Consider the following 22,118-nt stretch of genomic DNA (forward strand, 5'->3'; position numbering starts at 1 on the left):
TAACGGGTGCGATGCCAGGACGGAAAGGACGCCAGATGCAGGGACTAGTACTGCAACTGACGCGCGCCGGATTTTTAATGCTGTTGTGGGTATTCATCTGGTCTGTCCTGCGGATCTTGAAAACTGACATCTACGCACCTACCGGTGCTGTCATGGTGCGCCGCGGTTTGGCGTTGCGCGGGACGCTGCTGCCGTCGCGTCAGCGCGGCCAAGCCGCGCGCTACCTGGTAGTCACCGAGGGGGCGCTTGCAGGGGCGCGCATCACCATGAGCGGACAGCCGGTGTTGATCGGTCGCGCCGACGACTCAACCCTGGTGTTGACAGACGACTACGCCTCGACGCGGCACGCCCGGCTATCTCAGCGCGGCTCGGAATGGTACGTCGAGGATCTAGGATCGACCAACGGCACTTACCTTGACAGGGCGAAGGTGACGACTGCGGTACGAGTTCCAATCGGAACGCCGGTTCGGATCGGCAAGACGGCAATCGAGTTGCGCCCGTGAGCCTGGTCCTGCGATACGCCGCCCGTAGCGATCGCGGCCTGGTACGCGCTAACAACGAAGACTCGGTGTACGCCGGTGCACGGTTGCTCGCGCTCGCCGACGGCATGGGCGGCCACGCCGCCGGTGAGGTCGCCTCTCAGCTGGTGATCGCCGCGCTGGCTCATCTCGACGACGACGAGCCCGGTGGCGATCTGCTCGCCAAGCTCGATACCGCCGTCCGCTCCGGCAACGCCGCCATCGCCGCCCAGGTCGAGATGGAACCCGACCTCGAAGGTATGGGCACCACTCTGACCGCGATTCTGTTCGCGGGCAACCGACTTGGGCTCGTCCACATCGGTGACTCACGCGGATACATGCTGCGCGACGGCGAACTCACCCAGATCACCAAGGACGACACCTTCGTCCAAACCCTGGTCGACGAAGGGCGGATCACGCGGGAAGAGGCCCATAGCCACCCTCAGCGATCGTTGATCATGCGGGCGCTGACCGGCCACGAGGTCGAGCCCACGTTGACGATGCGTGAAGCGCGCGCCGGCGACCGGTACCTCCTGTGCTCGGACGGACTGTCCGACCCGGTCAGCGACGAAACCATCCACGAGGCGCTGCAAATCCCGGATGTCGCCGAAAGTGCTTACCGCCTTATCGAATTGGCGCTGCGCGGCGGTGGGCCGGATAACGTGACGGTGGTGGTGGCCGACGTGGTCGACTACGACTACGGCCAGACTCAGCCGATTCTCGCCGGCGCGGTATCCGGTGACGACGATCAGCTCACCACTCTGCCCAACACCTCCGCCGGCCGGGCCTCTGCGATCGGCCCCCGCAAGGGCGAAACCGCCAAACCTGTTGCGCTACAAGAGGAAGCGGCTCAACGGCCGCGGTGGCCGCGCCGGCGGATGATTATCGTCAGCACGCTGGCCATCCTGCTGGTGCTCACGGGCCTGGCCATCGGGCGAGCCATCATCCGCAGCAACTACTACGTCGCCGATTACAACGGCATGGTGTCGATCGTCCGCGGAATTCAGGGATCGCTGCTGGGCATGTCCCTGCACGAGCCGTATCTGGTGGGCTGCCTCAACGCCCGCAACGAGTTATCCCTGATCAGCTACAGCCAATACGGCAGTCACCTCGATTGCCGAGTGATGCAACTGCAGGATCTGCGCCCTGCCGAGCGCGCGCAGGTTCAGGCCGGCCTTCCGGCCGGAACCCTGGATGACGCGGAAGCGCAGTTGCGGGAATTGTCCGCCAACTCCCTACTGCCGCCGTGTCCGCCGCCGCGCGCCACTTCGCCGCCGGGATCGCCCGCCCCGATGACCAGCGCAACAGCACCGCCAAGCGTCCCGGGACCCCCGCCCTCATCCAGCGGCCAACCCAGCAGCTCGATTCCCGCTAGCCCTCCCGTCAGCACCACCCCAGCAGCGCCCGCGACCACGCCGCCCACCGCTACTACCTCTCAGACGGTGACTGCGCTCCCTCCACCGCCACCTCAGCCGGGCATCGACTGCCGGGCGGTGGCATGACCACACAAATCCAGCCACCGGTCGCGGTCACGCCTCCGCTGCCCACCCGTCGCAATGCCGAGCTGGCGCTGTTGGGCTTTGCCGCGCTGATCACCGTCGCCGCGTTGCTCATCGTCGAGGCCAACCAGGAGCGCGGCCTGCGCTGGGACCTGACCGCCTACGGGCTGATCTTCCTGCTTGTGTTCGGTAGCGCGCATCTGGCGATTAGGCGCTTCGCGCCCTACACCGACCCACTCCTGTTGCCAATTGTGGCCCTGCTCAACGGACTTGGCTTGGTGATGATCCACCGCCTCGACCTGGTGAACAACGAACTGAGCGGACGCCATCACCCCAGCGCATCCCAGCAGATGCTGTGGACCGTGGTCGGCGTCGCCGCGTTCGCGCTCGTGGTCACCTTTCTCAAGGACCACCGACAACTCGGCCGATACAGCTACATCTACGGAATTGCGGGGCTGATTTTCCTGGCGATCCCCGCGTTGCTGCCAGCGTCGCTGTCCGAGCAAAACGGCGCCAAGATCTGGATTCGGTTCCCGGCCTTCTCGATTCAGCCCGCAGAGTTCTCCAAGATTCTGTTGCTGATCTTCTTCTCGGCGGTGCTGGTCGCCAAGCGCGGCCTGTTCACCAGCGCCGGTCAGCATCTGATGGGCATGACGCTGCCCCGCCCGCGCGACCTCGCGCCGCTGCTGGCGGCGTGGGTGATCTCGGTGGGCGTGATGGTCTTCGAGAAAGACCTCGGCACCTCGCTGCTGCTCTACGCATCGTTCCTGGTTGTGGTTTACCTTGCCACACAACGCTTTAGCTGGGTTGTCATGGGATTGGTGTTGTTCGCCGCGGGAAGCGTTGTCGCGTATTTCATTTTCGAGCATGTCCGCGTTCGCGTAGCGATGTGGTGGGACCCATTCTCCGACCCCGACGGCCACGGCTATCAAATCATCCAGTCGCTGTTCAGTTTCGCCACAGGCGGGATCTTCGGCACCGGGCTGGGCAACGGTCAGCCCGACACGGTGCCGGCCGCGTCGACCGACTTCATCATCGCCGCGTTCGGTGAAGAGCTCGGATTGGTCGGGCTGGCAAGCATTTTGATGCTCTACACGATTGTCATCGTGCGCGGGTTGCGCACGGCGATCGCCACGCGCGACAGCTTCGGCAAGCTGCTGGCGGCGGGTCTGGCATCGACGCTGGCCATCCAGCTGTTCATCGTCGTCGGCGGGGTAACCCAGCTTATTCCGCTGACCGGGCTGACCACACCGTGGATGTCCTACGGCGGCTCCTCGCTGCTGGCCAACTATGTGCTACTGGCGATCCTGGTCCGCATCTCGCACAGCGCCCGGCGCCCCCTGCGAACCCGCGCCAAGAATGCGGCGCCGATCGCGGCGTCGAACACCGAGGTGATTGAGCGGGTATGAACACCTCTCTGCGCCGGATCTCCGTGACCGTGATGGCGTTGATCGTGCTGTTGTTGCTCAACGCCACTATGACTCAGGTCTTCGCGGCCGACAGCCTGCGTTCCGACCCGCGCAATCAGCGGGTCCTACTCGACGAGTACTCGCGGCAACGCGGACAGATCATCGCTGGCGGGCAACTGCTGGCCTATTCCGTCGCCACCGACAGCCGCTTTCGGTTCCTGCGCGTCTACCCCAATCCCGCCGTGTACGCGCCGATCACCGGCTTCTACTCGCTGAGCTATTCCAGTTCGGGTCTCGAGCGGGCCGAGGATCCGCTGCTGAACGGCTCCGATGAGCGGCTGTTCGGGCGCAGATTGGCCGACTTCTTCACCGGTCGCGATCCGCGCGGCGGCAATGTCGACACCACGATCAACCCGCGCGTTCAGCAGGCCGGCTGGGACGCGATGCAGCAGGGCTGTGGCGGGCCGCCCTGCAAGGGCGCCGTCGTCGCCCTCGAGCCGTCCACCGGCAAGATTCTGGCCATGGTGTCCTCGCCGTCGTATGACCCCAACTTGCTGGCCTCACACGATCCTGAGGTGCGGGCGCAGGCATGGCAGCGGCTTCGCGACGACCCCAACAACCCCCTTGTCAATCGCGCGATTTCGGAGACCTACCCGCCCGGGTCGACGTTCAAGGTGATCACGACGGCGGCGGCGCTGCAGGCCGGCGCCACCGACAGCGAGCAGTTGACCGCGGCGGCGACGATTCCGCTGCCCGGCAGCACGGCCACGCTGGAAAACTACGGTGGCACTCCGTGCGGCAGCGAACCGACGGTGGCCCTGAGCAAGGCGTTCGCCCTGTCGTGTAACACCGCGTTCGTCCAGTTGGGCCTGCTCACCGGCGCCGAAGCGCTGCGCAGCATGGCCCATTCGTTCGGCCTGGACAGCAATCCGAGTGTCATTCCGCTGCAGGTCGCAGAGTCGACGGTCGGGATCATCCCGGACGCCGCCGCACTGGGTATGTCGAGCATCGGCCAGAAGGACGTCGCCCTGACGCCGCTGGAGAACGCGGAGATCGCAGCTACCATCGCGAACGGCGGCGTGACGATGCAGCCCTACCTGATCGACAGCCTCAAGGGACCAGACCTCGCCGTCATCAGTACGACCGCGCCCTACCAGCAGCGCCGCGCGGTCCAGCCGCAGGTCGCCGCTAAGCTGACAGAGCTGATGATCGGCGCCGAGAAGGACGCACAGCAGAAAGGGGCCATTCCCGGCGTGCAGATCGCATCCAAGACCGGTACTGCAGAGCATGGCACCGACCCGCGCAACACACCGCCGCACGCGTGGTACATCGCGTTCGCGCCGGCCCAAGCGCCGAAGGTTGCCGTGGCGGTGTTAGTGGAGAACGGCGCCGACCGGCTGTCGGCGACGGGTGGTGCGCTCGCCGCGCCCATCGGACGGGCCGTCATCGAGGCCGCGCTACAGGGGGGCCCATGAGCCCGCGCGTTGGGGTGACACTGTCTGGCCGGTACCGGTTGCAGCGCCTGATCGCCACCGGTGGCATGGGTCAGGTGTGGGAGGCCGTGGACAGCCGGCTGGGCCGCCGGGTCGCGGTCAAAGTCCTCAAAGCGGAGTTCTCCCAGGACCCGGAGTTCATTGAGCGGTTCCGCGCCGAGGCGCGCACCACCGCGATGCTCAACCATCCCGGGATCGCCGCCGTGCACGACTACGGCGAAAGTCAGATGGACGGCGAAGGCCGCACCGCCTACCTGGTGATGGAGCTGGTCAACGGGGAGCCGCTGAATTCGGTGCTCAAACGCACCGGCCGGCTGTCGCTGCGGCATGCGCTGGACATGCTCGAGCAGACGGGTCGTGCCCTGCAGATCGCCCACGCCGCCGGGCTGGTGCACCGCGACGTCAAACCGGGCAACATCCTGATCACCCCCACCGGGCAGGTGAAGATCACCGACTTCGGTATCGCCAAGGCCGTCGACGCCGCGCCGGTGACCCAGACCGGCATGGTGATGGGCACCGCCCAATACATCGCGCCAGAGCAGGCCCTTGGCCACGACGCAACCCCGGCCAGCGATGTCTACTCGCTGGGTGTTGTTGGCTACGAAGTGGTTTCGGGCAAGCGGCCGTTCACCGGGGACGGCGCGCTGACGGTCGCGATGAAGCACATCAAGGAACCCCCACCGCCGCTGCCGCCCGAGCTGCCGCCCAACGTGCGAGAACTCATCGAGATCACCCTGGTGAAGAACCCCGGCATGCGCTATCGCAGCGGGGGTCCGTTCGCCGACGCCGTTGCCGCGGTGCGGGCCGGCCGTCGGCCCCCGCGGCCCAGCACGACGCCGCCCCCCGGACGGGCCTCGCCGGCGGCTATCCCGTCGAGCCCACAGGCCAGGCCCGTCGCCACCAGCGGCGGCCGCACACCACCGCCCCGCCGGTCCCAGCCGTCGACGGGTAGTCGTCGCCAACAGCCGGCCCGTCGCACATTCTCGTCGGGCCAGCGCGCGTTGCTGTGGGCCGCGGGGGTCCTTGGCGCGCTCGCGATCATCATCGCGGTGCTCATCGTCATCAACTCCCGCGGGGACAATCAGCAACAGAGCCCGCCCCCGACGGTCACCGACACCGGGACCCCGCCGGCGAGCGCACCGCCGCCGGCCTCCAAGACGCCCAACGGATCGGCTCCGGGCCTGCGGCTTGATTGGACGGATGGCCCGGCGATAGGTAATTCTGGTGTCAAGAGCAGGCCGCCCGGAATGAGCTGGGTTCACCCCTTGATGCCCACCTTCTCAGCGGCCGGACCTGAGATAGCGCAATGACCACCCCTCAGCATCTGTCCGACCGATATGAACTGGGTGACATCCTCGGGTTCGGGGGCATGTCCGAGGTTCATTTGGCCCGTGACGTCCGCTTACACCGCGACGTGGCGGTTAAGGTGCTGCGCGCCGATCTCGCCCGCGATCCCAGCTTCTACCTGCGCTTCCGCCGCGAAGCGCAGAACGCCGCCGCGTTGAACCACCCGTCGATCGTGGCGGTATACGACACCGGGGAAGCCGAGACGCCCAGCGGCCCGCTGCCCTACATCGTCATGGAATACGTCGACGGCGTCACCCTGCGCGACATCGTGCACAACGACGGCCCGCTGCCGCCCCGCCGGGCCATCGAGATCATCGCCGACGCCTGCCAGGCGCTGAACTTCAGCCATCGCAACGGCATCATCCACCGCGACGTTAAGCCGGCGAACATCATGATCAGCACGACCAACGCCGTCAAGGTGATGGACTTCGGCATCGCGCGTGCGATTGCCGACAGCGGCAACAGCGTGACCCAGACCGCGGCCGTGATCGGCACCGCGCAATATCTATCGCCCGAGCAGGCCCGCGGCGAAACCGTCGACGCCCGCTCCGACGTCTACTCGCTAGGCTGTGTCCTCTACGAAATCCTCACTGGAGAGCCACCTTTCACCGGAGACTCACCCGTCGCGGTCGCCTACCAGCATGTGCGCGAGGATCCGGTTCCGCCGTCGAAACGGCACGAGGGCATATCCCCCGACCTGGACGCCGTCGTCCTCAAGGCGTTGGCCAAGAATCCGGACAACCGGTACCAGACCGCGGGGGAGATGCGGGCCGATCTGGTTCGGGTGCACAACGGGGAGACGCCCGAGGCGCCCAAGGTATTCACCGACGCCGAACGGACCTCGCTGATGACCGCGACCGGTCCCGGCATCGGTCCGCGCACCGACCCGTTACCTCGGCAGAGTCTCGAGGATTCCGCGACTGATAACACGGGTGGTTCGGTCGGTCGCTGGGTTGTCGCGGTCGCGGTGCTGGCGGTCCTGACGATCGTCGTCGTCATCGCGTTTAACACCTTCGGCGGCAGCACCCGCGACGTCCAGGTGCCCGACATGCGGGGGCAGGTGTCGGCGGACGCCATCGCGGCGCTGCAGAACCGCGGCTTCAAGACGCGCACCCTGCAAAAGCCCGACTCGAGCATCGCGCCCGACCATGTGATCAGCACCGATCCCGGTGCTAACGCGTCGGTGGGCGCCGGCGACGAGATCACCATCAATGTGTCCACCGGTCCGGAACAGCGCGAGGTGCCCGACGTGTCGTCGCTGACCTACGCCGACGCCGTCAGCAAGCTCAAGGCCGCCGGATTCACCAAGTTCAAGCAGGCCAACTCGCCGTCGACCCCCGAGCTGCTGGGCAAGGTGATCCAGACCAATCCGCCGGCCAACCAGACGTCCGCAATCACCAACATGATCACCGTGATCGTCGGTTCCGGGCCGGAGACCAAGCAGGTCCCGGATGTCGCGGGGCAGACCGTCGACATCGCGCAGAAGAACCTGACCGTCTACGGCTTCACCAAGCTGACCCAGGCGGCGGTGGACAGCCCGCGGCCCGCGGGTGAGGTGATCGCGACGAATCCCCCTAAGGGACAAACCGTGCCGGTCGATTCGATTATCGAGCTGCAGGTGTCCAAGGGCAATCAATTCCTGATGCCGGACTTGAGCGGCATGTTCTGGACCGACGCCGAGCCGCGGCTACGCGCGCTGGGCTGGACCGGGGTGCTGGACAAGGGTCAAGACGTGGACGCGGGTGGCTCCCAGCGCAACAAAGTCGTCTATCAGAACCCGCCGGCCGGCGCCGGGGTAAACCGCGACGGCGTCATCACGCTGAAGTTCGGTCAGTAGCAGCGGGATCCGGCGGAAAATACGGCCGCACCGCGGCGCGGACCTCGTTTTCCAGTCGGCGCACCAGGGTGTCGTCGCGCGACCATCCGCAGTACTCCAGCCAGTTGGCCAGCATTCGGTGGCCGCCCTCGGTCAGAATCGACTCCGGGTGGAATTGGACACCGTGGATCGGCAACTCGGTGTGCCGCACGGCCATGATCACCCCGCTGCGGGTATGGGCCGTCACCTCTAAGGTTGCGGGCAAGGATTCCGGCAGGATGGTCAGCGAGTGATACCGCGTCGCCGTGAACGGATCCGGAAGTCCTTGCAGCACACCCACATTCGTGTGAAACACACTGCTGGTCTTGCCGTGCAGCAACTCGGGCGCGCGATCGACCGTCGCCCCGAACGCGACTCCAATCGCCTGATGCCCCAAGCACACCCCCAGCAGCGGGGTGCGCGCAGCGGCGCATGCGTGCACCAGGCTGATCGACGCACCGGCGCGTTCCGGGGTGCCCGGGCCCGGGCTGAGCAGAACACCGTCGAACTGCGCCGCGATGGCGGCGTGGTCATCGGCCGCGCCGGACAGCCGGTCGTCGTCGTTGCGCCACACCTGCGCCTCGACGCCAAGCTGGCCCAGGTACTGCACCAGGTTGAACACGAAGCTGTCGTAGTTGTCGACAACCAGGATCCGCATCGTGCCAGGCTACCGTTCACCCGAGCACCTAGTAGGCCCTAGTAGTTCACGGGCCCGATCGGCTGGGCGAAATGCATCCGGACCGGTTCGCTGTGGCCGACTATCCGCACATCGGACTTGACGTCTTCGCTGTAGCCGAGTCCGAAGCGAACGACATACTGCTTGTACAGGATCACCAGCGGAGCGGCGGCCAGGGCCGCCTGCATCGCCGCCGCATTGCCGATGGCGATGATCACGTACGGCGGGCTGTAGGTGCGGCCGTTGAGCAAGAGCGTGTTGCCAACGCAGCGGGGCACCGAGGTCGCGATGATCCGCTGGTCCTGCATCTGAACGGCCTCGGCACCCGCACTCCACAGCGCGTTGAGAACCGCCTGGATGTCTTGCTGGTGTACCACCAGGTCGTCGGGGGAGGCGTCGCGCGGGAAGCGCCCGTTGGCGTCCCGTTTGGCGTCCTCGAGGGTGACCACCAGCCCAGGTCCGTGGACCGCATCCATATCCGCCTCACCGGCCAGCTCCGCGGAGCGCCGCAGCATCGCCGCCAGCGCGGCATCGGAGGACCGCAGGTGCGTCGAATCGAGCTTGGCGGCCAGCTCGTCGCGCTGCGCCTTGAGGCCGTCCACCGTCCACTGCGCCTCGCGAACCAAATCGACCAGGCGAGGCGCATCACTGCGGCGGATCTCGGCGCCGCCGGACACACCGTGAGTGGCAGCCAACAGCAGTCCCGCCATCAGGCAGACCAGCGGCACCCCGAACCGCCATGGCGAGCGGCGCGTGTCACTCATCGACTCTCCGTTTCCTGGTGACGCTGCCAGGTGAGTTAGGCTCGTAGCCAAGCTCTGCCTGCAGCAATAATCGTTGCACCCCGTCCTGCTCATCGCGTCGTTGAGGTAAGCCCGAGGTAATCATGCCCAAGTCGAAGGTCCGTAAGAAGAACGACTTCACCGTGAGCGCTGTCAGCCGCACACCCGTGAAGGTGAAGGTTGGACCGTCGAGCGTGTGGTTCGTCGCGCTGTTCGTCAGTCTCATGCTGATCGGGCTCGTCTGGCTGATGGTCTTCCAATTAGCCGCCGTCGGCAGCCAGGCCCCGGCAGCGCTGAACTGGATGGCGCAACTCGGCCCCTGGAACTATGCGATCGCGTTCGCCTTCATGATCACCGGTTTGTTGCTCACCATGCGCTGGCACTGACCAGTAGTCACAACATAATGAATTCATCTTCCCGTTGATTTGTCGCTACGCCAGCAACCTTGTGTGCACCCAATCACACGCGTGTTATTTATCCCCACTGTTGATAGCTGCTGTGGATAACTGCATCGCCCATGGTGGGAGGGCATAGGTTGCCCGCTCAGCAAACACAGTGGGAACCGCGCTTGGCGGGAATCGCTGGTTGCGGGGTTGCCGGCGTTTTAATGGCTATCGCAAGTGTGACTGTCGTCACAGACCCGCCGGGGCGTGCTCTGACCGGGATTGCCGCGGTGGGTCTGATCTTGTTTGCGGGCGCGTCGTGGCGCGCACGCCCAAAGCTGGCAATTACACCCGCCGGCCTGGCGATCCGGGGCTGGTTCCGAACGCAGGTATTGCAGCATTCCGATATCAAGATCATTCGGATCACCGAATTCCGCCGCTACGGGCGGACCGTGCGGTTGCTCGAGGTCGAAACGGCCGACGAAAGGCTGGTGCTGTTCAGTCGCTGGGACCTCGGCACCAGCCCATTAGAGGTTCTCGACGCGCTCACTGCCGCCGGTTACGCCGGCCGGCAACAACCGTGAGCGCAGACTCGGCCAAACAGCCGTCTTACGAGATGGTGATCGACTCGATGACAACCGCGTCGGTCGGACGGTCGTTGCCGTCGGTGGAGGTGGTCGCGATCGCGTCGACGACCTTCTGCGAATCGGGGTCGGTCACCTCACCGAAGATCGTGTGGCGCCGATTCAGGTGCGGCGTCTGGCCGACGGTGATGAAGAACTGGGAGCCGTTGGTGCCCGGGCCCGCGTTGGCCATCGCCAACAGGTAGGGCTTGTCGAATTGCAGCTCGGGGTGGAATTCGTCGGCGAACTTGTAGCCGGGGCCGCCGCGACCGGTACCGGTCGGGTCGCCGCCCTGGATCATGAAGCCCTGGATCACCCGGTGAAAGACCGCGCCATCGTAGAACGGGCCCGACGGGCCGCCGGAGGCATTCTGGGTCGAGTAATCCTTGGTGCCCTGCGCCAGGCCGACGAAGTTGGCGACCGTCTTGGGGGCGTGATTTCCGAAGAGAGCGACCTTGATGTCGCCGCGGTTGGTGTGCAGCGTGGCGGTGGCAGTCTGAAAGGGGCTGTTAGTCACGGCAACACAGTCTGCCACTCGCCGTGGGCGTGCCCGCACCGGGTGTCACTCGGCCACGTCCGGCCCCGGACGCTCTCCGGGCAATTGACCCACGGCGTCCTGATGGTGGCAGTCTGTAGGTTCCACGATCCGTTGAGGAAGGCGGCAGATGAGAGCAAAGGCGGAGTCCCGGCTGACGCCCCGGGAGCGATTGGCCCGGGGGCTGACGTACTCAACGGTGGGACCGGTGGATGTCACCCGTGGGGTTGTCGGGCTCGGTGTCGACTCCGCGCGGTCGACCGCCGCACAGCTCCGTCGCGCGTATGAGCGGGGCCAGTTGGCCCGCGAAATCGCCGCGGCACAAGAAACGATCGGCCTGGAGTTGGCGGCCGCGCAGGAAGTGGTCGCCAACCTTCCGCAGGCGCTGCAGGACGCCCGGCGGTCGCGCCGCCGCGGGCCTCGCCCATGGGTGCTCGCGGTTGCCGCGGTGGCGGTCCTGGCCGCCGGCGCCGTCGCGTTCAGCATCATCCGGCGTTCGTCGCGCCCAGAACCGTCGCCGCGGCCGCCCAGCGTCGACGTGCAGCCGCGCCCCTAGCGCCTCGGGAATCGCGGCCCGCTGGCCCGCCTTGTCGAGGCGAAATTCCCTGCTGTTCAACGGATCCCAGCCCGCCTCGGGTGGCAAAGGGCGTCGCGACAATTCGCACCTTTGGCATGGTCCCTGATTCCGCCCCGAACGTTTACTACGGGGTGTTACCGTGCGGCCTACCGACTGTCCGACCGGCTTTTGCGAGGCAACGTGTTCGACTCCCGGGTCGCAACCGCGGTGCGCACCGCCCTCGTGGCCGCTTGCATCGGTACCACCGGCATGTCGGTGGTATCGGCGTGTAGCTCGTCGCCATCCCCGATACGAGCGGCGACCACGTCGCCTGCGGCCACCTCTGGTAGCACACCCACCACGGCAAGCGCGCTTGACAGCGGCATTTACGGCGACCCGGCGGCCGCCGCCAAATATTGGGTGCAGCAGTCGCTCGAGGACACCTGCGGCCTGGCTTCGGTCGCCGACGTGGTCGGTGAAGTCACCGGCCACACTCCGACCGAGGGACAAATCATCAAGGTGGCACAGAACACTCCCTCGTCGATCCGCAACGGTCCGATTTACCTCCCCACCGGCGACCCGGGCCACGAAACCGAGAAGGGCGGCATCGACATGGCAGACACTGTCGTGCTGCTCGACCACTACGGGATCAAATCGCACATGACCTACGACAAACACCCCGAGGAGGTCGGCCTGTCCAAGTTAGAGGAGTACCTCGGCGCCGACCGCAAGGTCATCGCGTGGGTCAACTCGGGAACAATCTTGGGCTCCAACGACCAGCGCACCTCGGCCGATCATCTCCTTGTTGTGACCGGAATCGACACCAACAAAGAGATCGTTCACCTCAACGACCCCTACGCCGATTACGCCGACACGAAGGTCAGCATCGGCACATTCATGACCGCCTGGAAAATTGGGCAGGAATCCATCACCGTTACCGCGGCGCCAGGTTGACGTCGCCGGCGCCTTGTCGCGGCGCGCCTGTGAGTTGTGGAGCCTAGGGGAATCGAACCCCTGACACCTGCCTTGCAAAGGCAGTGCTCTACCAACTGAGCTAAGGCCCCTCTTCAAAACTAGGCGCGGATGGATCAACATCCGCCACATGCCAGACTTCGACCCCACGCCGCGACCAAAACACCGCTGCCACCAAGGCAATCAGCGCCAACGGCAATGCAAGTCTCACACAACGTCTTGAAGGGCACATGGTTGTGGGCCTAGGAGGACTCGAACCTCCGACCTCTTCGTTATCAGCGAAGCGCTCTAACCGCCTGAGCTATAGGCCCGTACTCGCGTACGGCCGAGCGACGAGATTACCGCAATCGCCGCCCCACCCCAAAACCTCGCACTAATCCCGGTCGGCCAGGGTCACTTCGATGCCGCCGATCAGATCGGTGGCCAGGTTGTAGATGAACGCCCCGATGGTCGCCATGGCGGTCAGCAAGACGATATTGACCAAGCCGATCAGCACTGCGCCGCCGAAGATGGTGCCGCTCGAAACAAGTTCTCCGCTGCTGCCGCTGGTGTTGTTCAGCAGGTCACCGACGTTGCTGTTGAGCTTGGCCCACACGCCCATGCCACCGAGCACCAGGTACAGGAAGGCGACCGCGATCATCCAGATGAAGAACAGTGCCACCGAGAGCATCAGCGACACCTTCAACGTGCTCCACGGATCGATGCGGCGGATCTGCATGCTGGCCCGCACGGGGCCGCGGTGTCGCCGCGCCACCTGCGGGCGGTTGTCCGACGTCTCCCGGGTTTCGGTGGCCGCCGACCGGCCCGAGCTCGACGAGTTCGACGTCTCCGCGGCACGCTCCGGCGTGTTCTTGCGCTGCGCTCCCCGCGGAATCGGGCCCGACAGATCAGGCAGCTCACTGGCATAGGCCTCGACCGGCTGGCTGTCGCTGCGGGGTGCCGCGGCGCCCGCCCCGGGCGTCGCCGTACCGGAGATGAAGCGATTCAGCCGGGCATCAAGGCCTGCGGGTGGGCCCGACGTCCGGTCACCCTGAGCTTCGGCCGGGCGGCTTGCCGGCTGGGCGGGGCGACCGCCCCCGCGCTGCCAGGGGGGCGAGTCCGCCGCGTCCTGGCCCCGGCCGGCCTGTGCGGGCGTCCCTTGGTGCGCTCCCGTGCGCTCGACCGGTCCATCCCCGTTGGGGCCGTCGCCCTTCTTGGGGGCGCCCGGCTCGTTAGGTGAAGTCACCCCGACTCCTTACCTGTCCTACCTCGGCCGCCCGGGCGGTGGCACGTCTGATCGGGCTGAGTCTAATGCCCGGGGATTTGTCGCGAGCCGCTGCTTGACCCACGCCCATCGCGAGCTAGCCGTCCGACTCCCCGTCGCCGGTGTCATCGATGCCCTCGTCGTCGCTTTCCTCGGCGTTGCGCGCGATGGCCAGCAGTGTGTTGTCGTCACCCAGGTTCATCAACCGAACGCCCTTGGTCTGCCGTCCGGCCTTGCGGACCTGGCGCGCCGCGGTGCGGATGACACCGCCACCCGAGGTGATCGCGTACAGCTCGCTGTCGTCGTCGACGATCAACGCGCCGACCAGCTTGCCGCGCCGAATGTCGTATTGAACCGTCAGCACGCCCTTGCCGCCGCGGCCCTGGACCGGGTACTCCTCGATCGCGGTGCGCTTGGCGTAGCCCCCGGCCGTGGCGACCAGCAGATAGGTGCCTTCGCGAATGACGTTGAGCGACAACAGGTAATCATCGGCGTTGAACCGCATGCCCTGCACACCCGAAGTGGCGCGGCCCATCGGCCGCAGCGCCTCGTCGGTCGCCGAGAACCGGATGGACTGACCGTTGGCCGAGACCAGCAGCAGATCCTCTTCCGACGAGCACAGCACCGCGCCGACCAACTCGTCGCCGTCACGCAGGTTGACGGCGACGATGCCGCCTGACCGGTTGGAGTCGAAGTCGGTCAGCTTCGTCTTTTTGACCAGACCATTACGGGTGGCCAGCACCAGATACGGCGCATCCTCGTAGCCCTTGATCTGAATCACCTGGGCGATGCGTTCCTCGGGCTGGAATGCCAGCAGGTTGGCGACGTGCTGGCCGCGCGCGGTCCGCGACGCCTCCGGCAGTTCGTAGGCCTTGGCCCGATACACCCGCCCCTGGGTGGTGAAGAACAGGATCCAGTCGTGCGTCGAGGACACAAAGAAGTGCGCGACGATGTCGTCCTGCTTGAGCCCGGCGCCCTGCACACCCTTGCCGCCGCGCTTTTGGCTGCGGTAGAGATCGGTCTTGGTGCGCTTGGCGTATCCGGTCTCGGTGATGGTGACGACGACGTCTTCGCGGGCGATCAGATCCTCGTCGTTGACGTCGCCGTCGGCCGCGATGATCCGGGTGCGACGGTCGTCGCCGTGCTTCTCGACGATCTCGGCGAGCTCGTCGTGCACGATCGTGCGCTGCCGCTCCGGCTTGGCCAGGATGTCTTCCAAGTCGGCGATCTCGGCTTCGATCTTGGCCAGATCGTCGACGATGCGCTGGCGTTCCAGGGCGGCCAGCCGGCGCAGCTGCATGTCGAGGATGGCCTGGGCCTGGATTTCGTCGATGTCCAGCAGCTCGATCAACCCGCTCCGGGCGATGTCGACGGTCTCCGATGCGCGGATCAGGGCGATGACCTCGTCCAGCGCGTCAAGGGCTTTGACCAGACCGCGCAAGATGTGTGCGCGTTCGTTGGCCTTGCGCAACCGGTAGGTGGTGCGCCGGATGATGACATCGAGCTGGTGCTCGACGTAGTAGCGGATCATCTGGTCGAGGCGCAGCGTGCGGGGCACCCCGTCGACGATCGACAACATGTTGGCGCCGAAGCTGGTCTGCAGTTGGGTGTGCTTGTAGAGGTTGTTCAGCACTACCTTGGCCACCGCGTCGCGCTTGATCTCGACGACGATGCGCAGCCCGACCCGGTCGCTGGACTGGTCCTCGATGTTGGCGATGCCGGTGAGCCGGCCGTCGCGCACCTGCTCCGCAATCGAGGTGATGAAATTGTCGTGGTTGACCTGATAGGGCAACTCGGTGATGACGATCGAGGTGCGCCCGCGCGAATCTTCCTCTACCTCAACAACTCCGCGCATCCGGATCGAACCACGGCCCGTGGTATAGGCGTCGTGGATCCCCTGTGATCCAACGATCAGACCATGGGTGGGGAAGTCCGGGCCCTTCACCCGCTCGCAGACCGCGGCGAGGGTGGCTTCTTCGTCGGCCTCGTGGTTGTCCAGGCACCAGTAAACGGCTTCGGCGAGTTCGCGCAGGTTGTGCGGCGGGATGTTGGTCGCCATGCCGACCGCGATGCCACCCGAACCATTGGCCAGCAGGTTGGGGAAACGGCTGGGCAGAACCGTCGGTTCCTGCACCCGGCCGTCGTAGTTCGGAATGAAATCGACTGTCTCCTCGTCGATTTCGCGCAACATCTCCATCGCGAGCGGAGTCAGCCGAGCCTCGGTGTACCGCATGGCCGCTGGCGGGTCGTTGCCCGGCGAACCGAAGTTGCCCTGGCCGTCGACCAACGGATAGCGCAGCGACCACGGCTGGGCCATCCGCACCAGGGTGTCGTAGATCGACGAGTCGCCGTGCGGATGGTAGTTACCCATCGTCTCGGCAACGGAGCGTGCGGATTTCGCGTGTCCGCGGTCCGGCCGGAAGCCGGAGTCGAACATCGCGTAAAGCACCCGGCGGTGCACCGGCTTGAGGCCGTCGCGTACCTCCGGAAGCGCGCGGCCCACGATCACGCTCATGGCGTAGTCGATGTAGCTGCGCTGCATCTCGTGCTGGATGTCCACCGGTTCGATGCGGTCGCCGGCTGCGTCGCTCGGCGGCAAAGTGGTGTCAGTCATGTGTTCCTCGTCGGTCGGTCAGCGGTGGCTGGTCTGAGGCGGGTCTGATCACTCAGACATCCAGGAAGCGAACGTCCTTGGCATTACGGGTGATAAAGCTTCGCCGAGCCTCGACATCTTCGCCCATCAAGATGGAGAACAGCTCGTCGGCCGCGGCCGCATCGTCGAGCGTGATCTGTCGCAACACCCGGACCGAGGGGTCCATCGTGGTTTCCCACAGCTCCTTGGCATCCATTTCGCCGAGACCTTTGTATCGCTGAATACCGTCTTCGGCGTTGATCTTTCGGCCCGCCGCCCGGCCCGCCTCCAGTAGGCCGTCGCGCTCGCGGTCCGAGTAGGCAAACTCCGGTTCGGAGCGCTGCCACTTCAACTTGTACAGCGGCGGCTGCGCCAAAAACACGTGCCCGTGTTCGATCAGCGGGCGCATGAACCGGAACAACAACGTCAACAGGAGCGTCGAGATGTGCTGGCCGTCGACGTCCGCGTCGGCCATCAGCACGATCTTGTGGTAGCGCAGCTTGGTGATATCGAATTCGTCGTGGATCCCGGTGCCCAGCGCGGTGATGATCGCCTGGACTTCCGTGTTCTTCAGGACCCGGTCGATGCGGGCCTTTTCGACGTTGATGATCTTGCCGCGCAGCGGAAGGATGGCCTGGAACATCGAGTCGCGCCCGCTCTTCGCCGAGCCGCCCGCTGAATCGCCCTCCACCACATAGAGTTCGGACTTTCGCGGGTCGGTGGAGCGGCAATCGGCCAGCTTGCCGGGCAGTCCTCCGATGTCGGTGGCACTCTTGCGGCGCACCAACTCACGGGCCTTCCGTGCGGCGATGCGGGCCTGTGCGGACGACACCGCCTTGTTGACGACGGTTTTCGCCTCGGAGGGGTTTGCTTCGAACCAGTGCGTGAGCTGTTCGTTGCAGACCTTCTGCACGAACGACTTGACCTCGGTGTTGCCCAGCTTGGTCTTGGTCTGACCCTCGAACTGCGGTTCGGCGACCTTCACCGAGATCACCGCGGCCAGGCCTTCGCGGATGTCGTCGCCGGTGAGGTTGGCGTCCTTCTCTTTCAGCAGCTTCTTGTCTTTGGCGTACTTGTTCACCACCGACGTCAGCGCGCTGCGGAAGCCTTCTTCGTGCGTACCACCCTCGTGGGTGTTGATGGTGTTGGCGAAGGTGTGCACCGACTCCGAATAGCCACCGTTCCACTGCATGGCGATTTCGACTTCGTGGCCGGTGCCCTTGCCGTCGAAGTCGATGACGCTCTGTTGGATCGGGCTCTTGGTGCGGTTGATGTGCTTGACGAAATCCACCAACCCACCGGGGTAGTGAAAGGTGCGGCGCTTGACCTTGTGCGGAGCCTTGGACTCGGCCGCCTTTTCTTCGGCGGACTTGGGCGCCTCGGCGGTGTCGCTGACGACGTCGTCGACGACCTCTTCCTTAGTCACTCGCTCGTCGGTGAGGTTGATGGTCAATCCCTTGTTCAGGAACGCCATCTCCTGCAGCCGGCGCGCGACCGTCTCGAAGTCGTAATCGGTGGTTTCGAAGATCTCGGGATCTGCCCAGAACCTGATGGTGGTTCCGGTCTTCTTGGTGGCCTCACCCTGCTTGAGCGTCCCCGGTACCGCGCGCTCGTAGTACTGCGACCACTCATGGCCGTCGCGGGAGATGTCGACTTCGAGCCGCCGGGACAGGGCGTTGACCACCGAGACCCCCACACCGTGCAATCCGCCGCTGACCGTGTAGCCGCTGTTCTCACCGCCGAACTTGCCGCCCGCGTGGAGCTGCGTCATCACCACGTCGACAGTGGGGGCACCGGTGGAGTGCATGGCTACCGGGATGCCGCGGCCGTCATCGACCACCTCGACACCGCCGTCTTCGAGGATCCGCACATCGACCTGGGTCGCATAGCCCGCCATCGCTTCGTCTACCGAGTTGTCGACCACCTCCCAAATGAGGTGGTGCAGGCCCCGCTCACCGGTCGACCCGATGTACATGCCTGGGCGTTTGCGGACGGCCTCCAGCCCCTCGAGCACGGTGATCGCTGAAGCGCCGTATTCGTCTTGCGCCTTCTTCTTCTGGGCAGCCACGGTCGGAATGTTCTCCTTGGGGTTTCATGCGGGCGGTCTGGTCACCGCAGCAGTCGCATGTCTCCACTCTACCGTGAGTGGGGGTCTGGACCGATTCTCTGGGCGCGTTTCTACCCAGCTGGACGCGCCGTGTGCTCAATTTCTTTATTGACGGCGCGTCCGGACGTGCGTCATGGGGGTCCGTTTCGTTCTCGCCGATCTGAGGGGTTCAATTTTTACGGCGTGTTGGTGGCGTGTTGGCCAGACCCATGACCTGCCGGAAGGCTCACCCGTAGGTGTCGCGCGGCCCCCGACCGGAGATGTGCCGCGGCCCTTTCCGCCAGGACGGCGCGGCCGGGCCGGTAATTTTCAGCGACGTCACCACACCGTTGCCAACCGCGGCGGCAATCTTCGCCAACAGCTGAGCCTGGATCATCCTCAGCTGGGTCGCCCAGGCGGTCGATTCCGCGGTCACGCTGAGCACCCCTTCGCTCAGCCCGACCGGGATCGCATGATCGGCGATTTGATGACCCACCACCGACGGCCATTGACCCAACACCGTGCCTTCGGCCACCTGGGTCGACCAGCCGCGCTTTTTCGCCAGGTCGCGCGTCAGCCTGCCCAGCGGTTGCGGGTCGCGGACATCCGGGCCCGGTCCCGACCAGCTGCGCCGTTGCCCGCCGGCGCGCCGCGATACGGGAGCGCCCGCCCGCCCGCGACCCGCATCCTTGCCCTGTGCCCGGGCCGCGGCGCGGGCTTCTTCGAGGGTGCGCCGCACCAGGTCGATGCCGGTAGGCTCGCCGAATGCCGCGGGTTGTTCGCGATCCCGCTCTTCGTCGGTCATCTCTGCACCACCGATACTCGTCCAGCGTCTTCGTCGCGCAAGTCGATGTGCACCCGCCTAGCATCCCAGCCAGCCGGGATGTCTTCCAGTACCGCCGCGGTTATCAGCACCTGTTCGGCGGATTCGGCCACCCCGGCCAGTGCCTGGCGCCGTGCGGTGTCGAGTTCGGCGAACACGTCGTCGAGCAATAACACCGGCTCGCCGCCGTCGGCGCGCAACAACTCATACGACGCCAACCGCAGCGCGACCGCGAATGACCACGATTCCCCATGGCTTGCAAAGCCTTTCGCGGGTTGATCGCCGAGCCGTAGCTCCAGATCGTCGCGGTGCGGGCCTACCAGACACATGCCGCGTTCCAATTCGGCGTTGCGGCGCGCAGCGAGCGCGGCCAACAACGCCGCTTCCAGAAATTCGCGATCGGTGCCCGCGTTATCGGGCGCGTCGGCGACCGCCAGGCCGTCGATGCTCGCCCGGTAGGCGATCGACGCCGGCCGCGAGGCCGGCGCCAGCAACTGGTACGACTTCTCCACCTCGGGCGCCAGCTGGTTCACCAAATCGATTCGCGCGGCCATCAATTGGGCACCATGTTCGGCCAGCCGGCTATCCCAAACATCGAGGGTATCCAGTGCGCTCGCATCACCCCGATGCCGTGAACCGCCCAACGATTTCAGCAACGCCGTGCGCTGCCGCAGCACCCGGTCGTAATCGGCACGTACCCCGGCAACGGTCGGGCGGCGCATCGTTGCCAAATCGTCGAGGTAGCGCCGGCGTTCGGACGGATCGCCGCGAACCAGTGCGAGGTCTTCCGGAGCAAACAGCACCGACCTCAGCACACCGACCACCTCGCGGGTGCTGCGCACCGGAGACCGGTTGAGTCGAGCCTTGTTGGCCCGGCCCGCTGCGATCTCCAGGTCGATCGCGCATTCGCGGCCTTCGTTCACCACAATCGTCGAAACCACCGCACGTGAGCTACCCGCCCGGATCAACGGTTGGTCGGTGCTCACCCGGTGTGAACCCAGAGTGGTCGAATACCAAAGTGCCTCAACAAGATTCGTTTTACCGAAACCGTTAGGACCGACGAACACCATCCGTCCCGGCTCTAGTTCAAGGTCGGCGACCGCCCAGGACCGGAAATCGTGCAGCCCCAAATGCCGGACGTACACCTAGCCCGGCAACCGAACTGGCATCAGCAGGTACACGTAATCCGTCGGCAAAGCGGAGAACGGACCATTGCCGCTCGGATGACTGTCATCGTCAAGGGCTGGGCGCAGCAATGCAGGCTTGCCGGGCGTGGTGAACCCGAACGACACCCGATCCGAATGCACCGACGCGAGCCCGTCAGTCAAATACGTCGGATTGAACGCGATGGTCAGCGGCTCGCCGGCGAAGTCGACGGCCAGGTCTTCTTCGGCCCGCCCCACGTCGTCGGCGCCCGCCGAAAGCCGCAACATGCCGTCGCCGAATTCCATGCGAACCTGCGCGCCGCGGTCGGCCACCAGCGCGACCAGCTTGATGGCCTCGGTCAACTCGGCGACATTGATGGTGGCCACCGAGGTGTGTTCCGCAGGCAGCAGCTGACGGAACTTCGGAAATTCGGCATCCAACAGTCGCGTGGTGCTGCGTTTTCCGTTGCCGCTGATACCAAGCAGCCCCTCTTTCCCGACACCAGTACCGGCACCCAACGCCAGCCGGACCTCCGACCCATCGATCCCTGCCTTGGCGGCCTCCGCCAACGTCTTGGCCGGCACCAGCACCGAGGCCTCGACATCGGGTGACAATGCCGACCACGTCAGCTCGCGCACCGCGAGGCGGAAGCGGTCGGTTGCCGCCAACACCACCGACTGGCCCGAAATCTCCACCCGGATCCCGGTCAACATGGGCAACGTGTCGTCCCGGCCCGCGGCAATGGCAACCTGACCGATCGCCTCCGCGAACACATCCGCCGGCAACACCCCGGTCTCGTCGGGCAACGTGGGCAGCGTGGGGTAATCCTCGACGGCCATCGTCGGCAACGAGAACCTCGCGCTCCCACAGGTCAGCGTGACCCGGCTGCCGTCGACATAAAAGTCGATCGGCTTGTTCGGCAACGCCCTGGTGATGTCGGACAACAACCGTCCGGAGACCAAAACGCTTCCCGGAGAGGCTATTTCGGCCGCCACCTGTGCCTCGGCGGAAACCTCGTAATCGAATCCGGAGATCGTCAGACCCTCATCCGAGCCGGTCAGCAGAACACCGGAAAGCACCGGGACCGCCGGCCTGGTCGGCAGATTCTTCGCCACCCAGGACACCGCGTCGGCGAAAGACTCTCGCACCAGGCGGAACTTCAAGTCGGTGAGGCCAGCTTTTGTCGTCGCCGCGTCCATAGCGTCCCTTCACCTACAAAAGATTCACGTCCAGTGGCTAGCCGCGTCCCCCGCTAGCGTGGGGCCCCCGCAACGGGAGTCGAAGAACAACCGTAGATCGTCGCGGGCCATCTTGAAAGCTAATCGCCAAGGCCGACAAGCCGGGTCAACGAGACCGCTCTGGGGGCAGTGCAACGAAGCGTCCCCAATGCTGTTCTTCGAAGAAGAAACAACTTAGAGATCTAAGTATCAGTATTAAGGCCTGTGCATTCTGGGGACAGCCTGGCTTCTGTGCAGCTAGGACCTCGATGGGGGTGTGGATGACAGCGCGCGTGGCTGTGTGCACGGTGTTGAGCGGGTGG

The 22,118-nt window shown here is 65.5% G+C and carries 19 protein-coding genes and 2 tRNA genes; 10 read left to right on the top strand and 11 right to left on the bottom strand.

Annotated elements, in window-relative coordinates:
- The first annotated feature begins 35 nt into the window (after positions 1-35).
- Genes MNAB215_RS08975 through pknB form a run of 6 tightly spaced genes read left to right on the top strand, consistent with a single transcriptional unit; the run spans position 36 to position 8,103 of the window.
- Positions 36-503, top strand: a complete 468-nt coding sequence (locus MNAB215_RS08975; protein WP_077078581.1) for an FHA domain-containing protein FhaB/FipA — start codon at positions 36-38, stop codon at positions 501-503.
- Positions 500-2,020: a PP2C family protein-serine/threonine phosphatase gene (locus tag MNAB215_RS08980; RefSeq protein ID WP_077078580.1), complete on the top strand. Its 1,521-nt coding sequence runs from the start codon at positions 500-502 to the stop codon at positions 2,018-2,020. The genes MNAB215_RS08975 and MNAB215_RS08980 overlap by 4 nt, the downstream gene beginning before the upstream one ends.
- Complete coding sequence (locus tag MNAB215_RS08985) at positions 2,017-3,426, top strand: FtsW/RodA/SpoVE family cell cycle protein (protein WP_077078579.1); 1,410 nt, start codon at positions 2,017-2,019, stop codon at positions 3,424-3,426. The genes MNAB215_RS08980 and MNAB215_RS08985 overlap by 4 nt, the downstream gene beginning before the upstream one ends.
- Positions 3,423-4,901: a D,D-transpeptidase PbpA gene (pbpA, locus tag MNAB215_RS08990; RefSeq protein WP_077078578.1), complete on the top strand. Its 1,479-nt coding sequence runs from the start codon at positions 3,423-3,425 to the stop codon at positions 4,899-4,901. Before MNAB215_RS08985 ends, pbpA begins: the two co-directional genes overlap by 4 nt.
- Entirely contained in the window at positions 4,898-6,229 is a 1,332-nt protein-coding gene (locus MNAB215_RS08995; RefSeq protein ID WP_077078577.1) for a serine/threonine-protein kinase, read from the top strand. The genes pbpA and MNAB215_RS08995 overlap by 4 nt, the downstream gene beginning before the upstream one ends.
- Positions 6,226-8,103, top strand: a complete 1,878-nt coding sequence (pknB, locus tag MNAB215_RS09000; protein WP_077078576.1) for a Stk1 family PASTA domain-containing Ser/Thr kinase — start codon at positions 6,226-6,228, stop codon at positions 8,101-8,103. Before MNAB215_RS08995 ends, pknB begins: the two co-directional genes overlap by 4 nt.
- Here the strand turns inward: pknB and MNAB215_RS09005 are convergent.
- Complete coding sequence (locus MNAB215_RS09005; protein ID WP_077078575.1) at positions 8,081-8,779, bottom strand: aminodeoxychorismate/anthranilate synthase component II; 699 nt, start codon at positions 8,777-8,779, stop codon at positions 8,081-8,083. The genes pknB and MNAB215_RS09005 overlap by 23 nt on opposite strands.
- A gap of 38 nt (positions 8,780-8,817) precedes the next feature.
- A complete protein-coding gene (locus MNAB215_RS09010) occupies positions 8,818-9,561 on the bottom strand; it encodes a DUF881 domain-containing protein (protein ID WP_077078574.1) in 744 nt (247 codons plus the stop codon).
- A 122-nt stretch (positions 9,562-9,683) separates the two neighbouring features.
- On the opposite strand from MNAB215_RS09010, the gene crgA reads away from it, so the two are divergent.
- Both crgA and MNAB215_RS09020 read left to right on the top strand, forming a co-directional pair.
- Positions 9,684-9,965, top strand: a complete 282-nt coding sequence (gene crgA / locus MNAB215_RS09015; protein ID WP_077078573.1) for a cell division protein CrgA — start codon at positions 9,684-9,686, stop codon at positions 9,963-9,965.
- 131 nt (positions 9,966-10,096) lie between these two features.
- Complete coding sequence (locus MNAB215_RS09020; RefSeq protein WP_077078572.1) at positions 10,097-10,546, top strand: PH domain-containing protein; 450 nt, start codon at positions 10,097-10,099, stop codon at positions 10,544-10,546.
- A gap of 25 nt (positions 10,547-10,571) precedes the next feature.
- On the opposite strand, the gene MNAB215_RS09025 is transcribed toward MNAB215_RS09020, so the two are convergent.
- Positions 10,572-11,120, bottom strand: a complete 549-nt coding sequence (locus MNAB215_RS09025) for a peptidylprolyl isomerase (protein WP_077078571.1) — start codon at positions 11,118-11,120, stop codon at positions 10,572-10,574.
- 130 nt (positions 11,121-11,250) lie between these two features.
- On the opposite strand from MNAB215_RS09025, the gene cwsA reads away from it, so the two are divergent.
- Both cwsA and MNAB215_RS09035 read left to right on the top strand, forming a co-directional pair.
- Positions 11,251-11,676 carry a cell wall synthesis protein CwsA gene (gene cwsA / locus MNAB215_RS09030; RefSeq protein ID WP_077078570.1) on the top strand — a complete coding sequence of 142 codons (426 nt, stop codon included), beginning with the start codon at positions 11,251-11,253 and terminating at the stop codon, positions 11,674-11,676.
- Positions 11,677-11,877: 201 nt separating this feature from the next.
- Entirely contained in the window at positions 11,878-12,630 is a 753-nt protein-coding gene (locus MNAB215_RS09035; protein WP_077078569.1) for a C39 family peptidase, read from the top strand.
- A 37-nt stretch (positions 12,631-12,667) separates the two neighbouring features.
- Here MNAB215_RS09035 and MNAB215_RS09040 read toward each other — a convergent pair.
- The 8 genes from MNAB215_RS09040 to dnaN form a co-directional block, all read right to left on the bottom strand.
- Positions 12,668-12,740 (bottom strand) — tRNA-Ala (locus MNAB215_RS09040).
- A gap of 145 nt (positions 12,741-12,885) precedes the next feature.
- Positions 12,886-12,959, bottom strand: a tRNA-Ile gene (locus MNAB215_RS09045).
- Positions 12,960-13,021: 62 nt separating this feature from the next.
- Positions 13,022-13,873 carry a DUF3566 domain-containing protein gene (locus MNAB215_RS09050; protein ID WP_077078568.1) on the bottom strand — a complete coding sequence of 284 codons (852 nt, stop codon included), beginning with the start codon at positions 13,871-13,873 and terminating at the stop codon, positions 13,022-13,024.
- A 115-nt stretch (positions 13,874-13,988) separates the two neighbouring features.
- On the bottom strand, positions 13,989-16,505 hold the full coding sequence (gene gyrA / locus MNAB215_RS09055) for a DNA gyrase subunit A (protein WP_077078567.1): 2,517 nt from the start codon (positions 16,503-16,505) through the stop codon (positions 13,989-13,991).
- Between the two features lie 52 nt (positions 16,506-16,557).
- The gene (gene gyrB / locus MNAB215_RS09060; protein WP_077078566.1) at positions 16,558-18,591 is read right to left on the bottom strand and encodes a DNA topoisomerase (ATP-hydrolyzing) subunit B; all 2,034 of its coding nucleotides are present in this window, start codon (positions 18,589-18,591) and stop codon (positions 16,558-16,560) included.
- Positions 18,592-18,856: 265 nt separating this feature from the next.
- Positions 18,857-19,414: a DUF721 family protein gene (locus MNAB215_RS09065; protein WP_077078565.1), complete on the bottom strand. Its 558-nt coding sequence runs from the start codon at positions 19,412-19,414 to the stop codon at positions 18,857-18,859.
- Complete coding sequence (recF, locus tag MNAB215_RS09070; protein WP_077078564.1) at positions 19,411-20,577, bottom strand: DNA replication/repair protein RecF; 1,167 nt, start codon at positions 20,575-20,577, stop codon at positions 19,411-19,413. The genes MNAB215_RS09065 and recF overlap by 4 nt, the downstream gene beginning before the upstream one ends.
- Positions 20,578-21,777: a DNA polymerase III subunit beta gene (gene dnaN, locus MNAB215_RS09075; RefSeq protein WP_077078563.1), complete on the bottom strand. Its 1,200-nt coding sequence runs from the start codon at positions 21,775-21,777 to the stop codon at positions 20,578-20,580. It abuts the gene before it with no gap.
- Positions 21,778-22,118 lie beyond the last annotated feature (341 nt).

Source organism: Mycobacterium numidiamassiliense (assembly GCF_900157365.1).
GTDB classification, from domain to species: Bacteria; Actinomycetota; Actinomycetes; order Mycobacteriales; family Mycobacteriaceae; genus Mycobacterium; species Mycobacterium numidiamassiliense.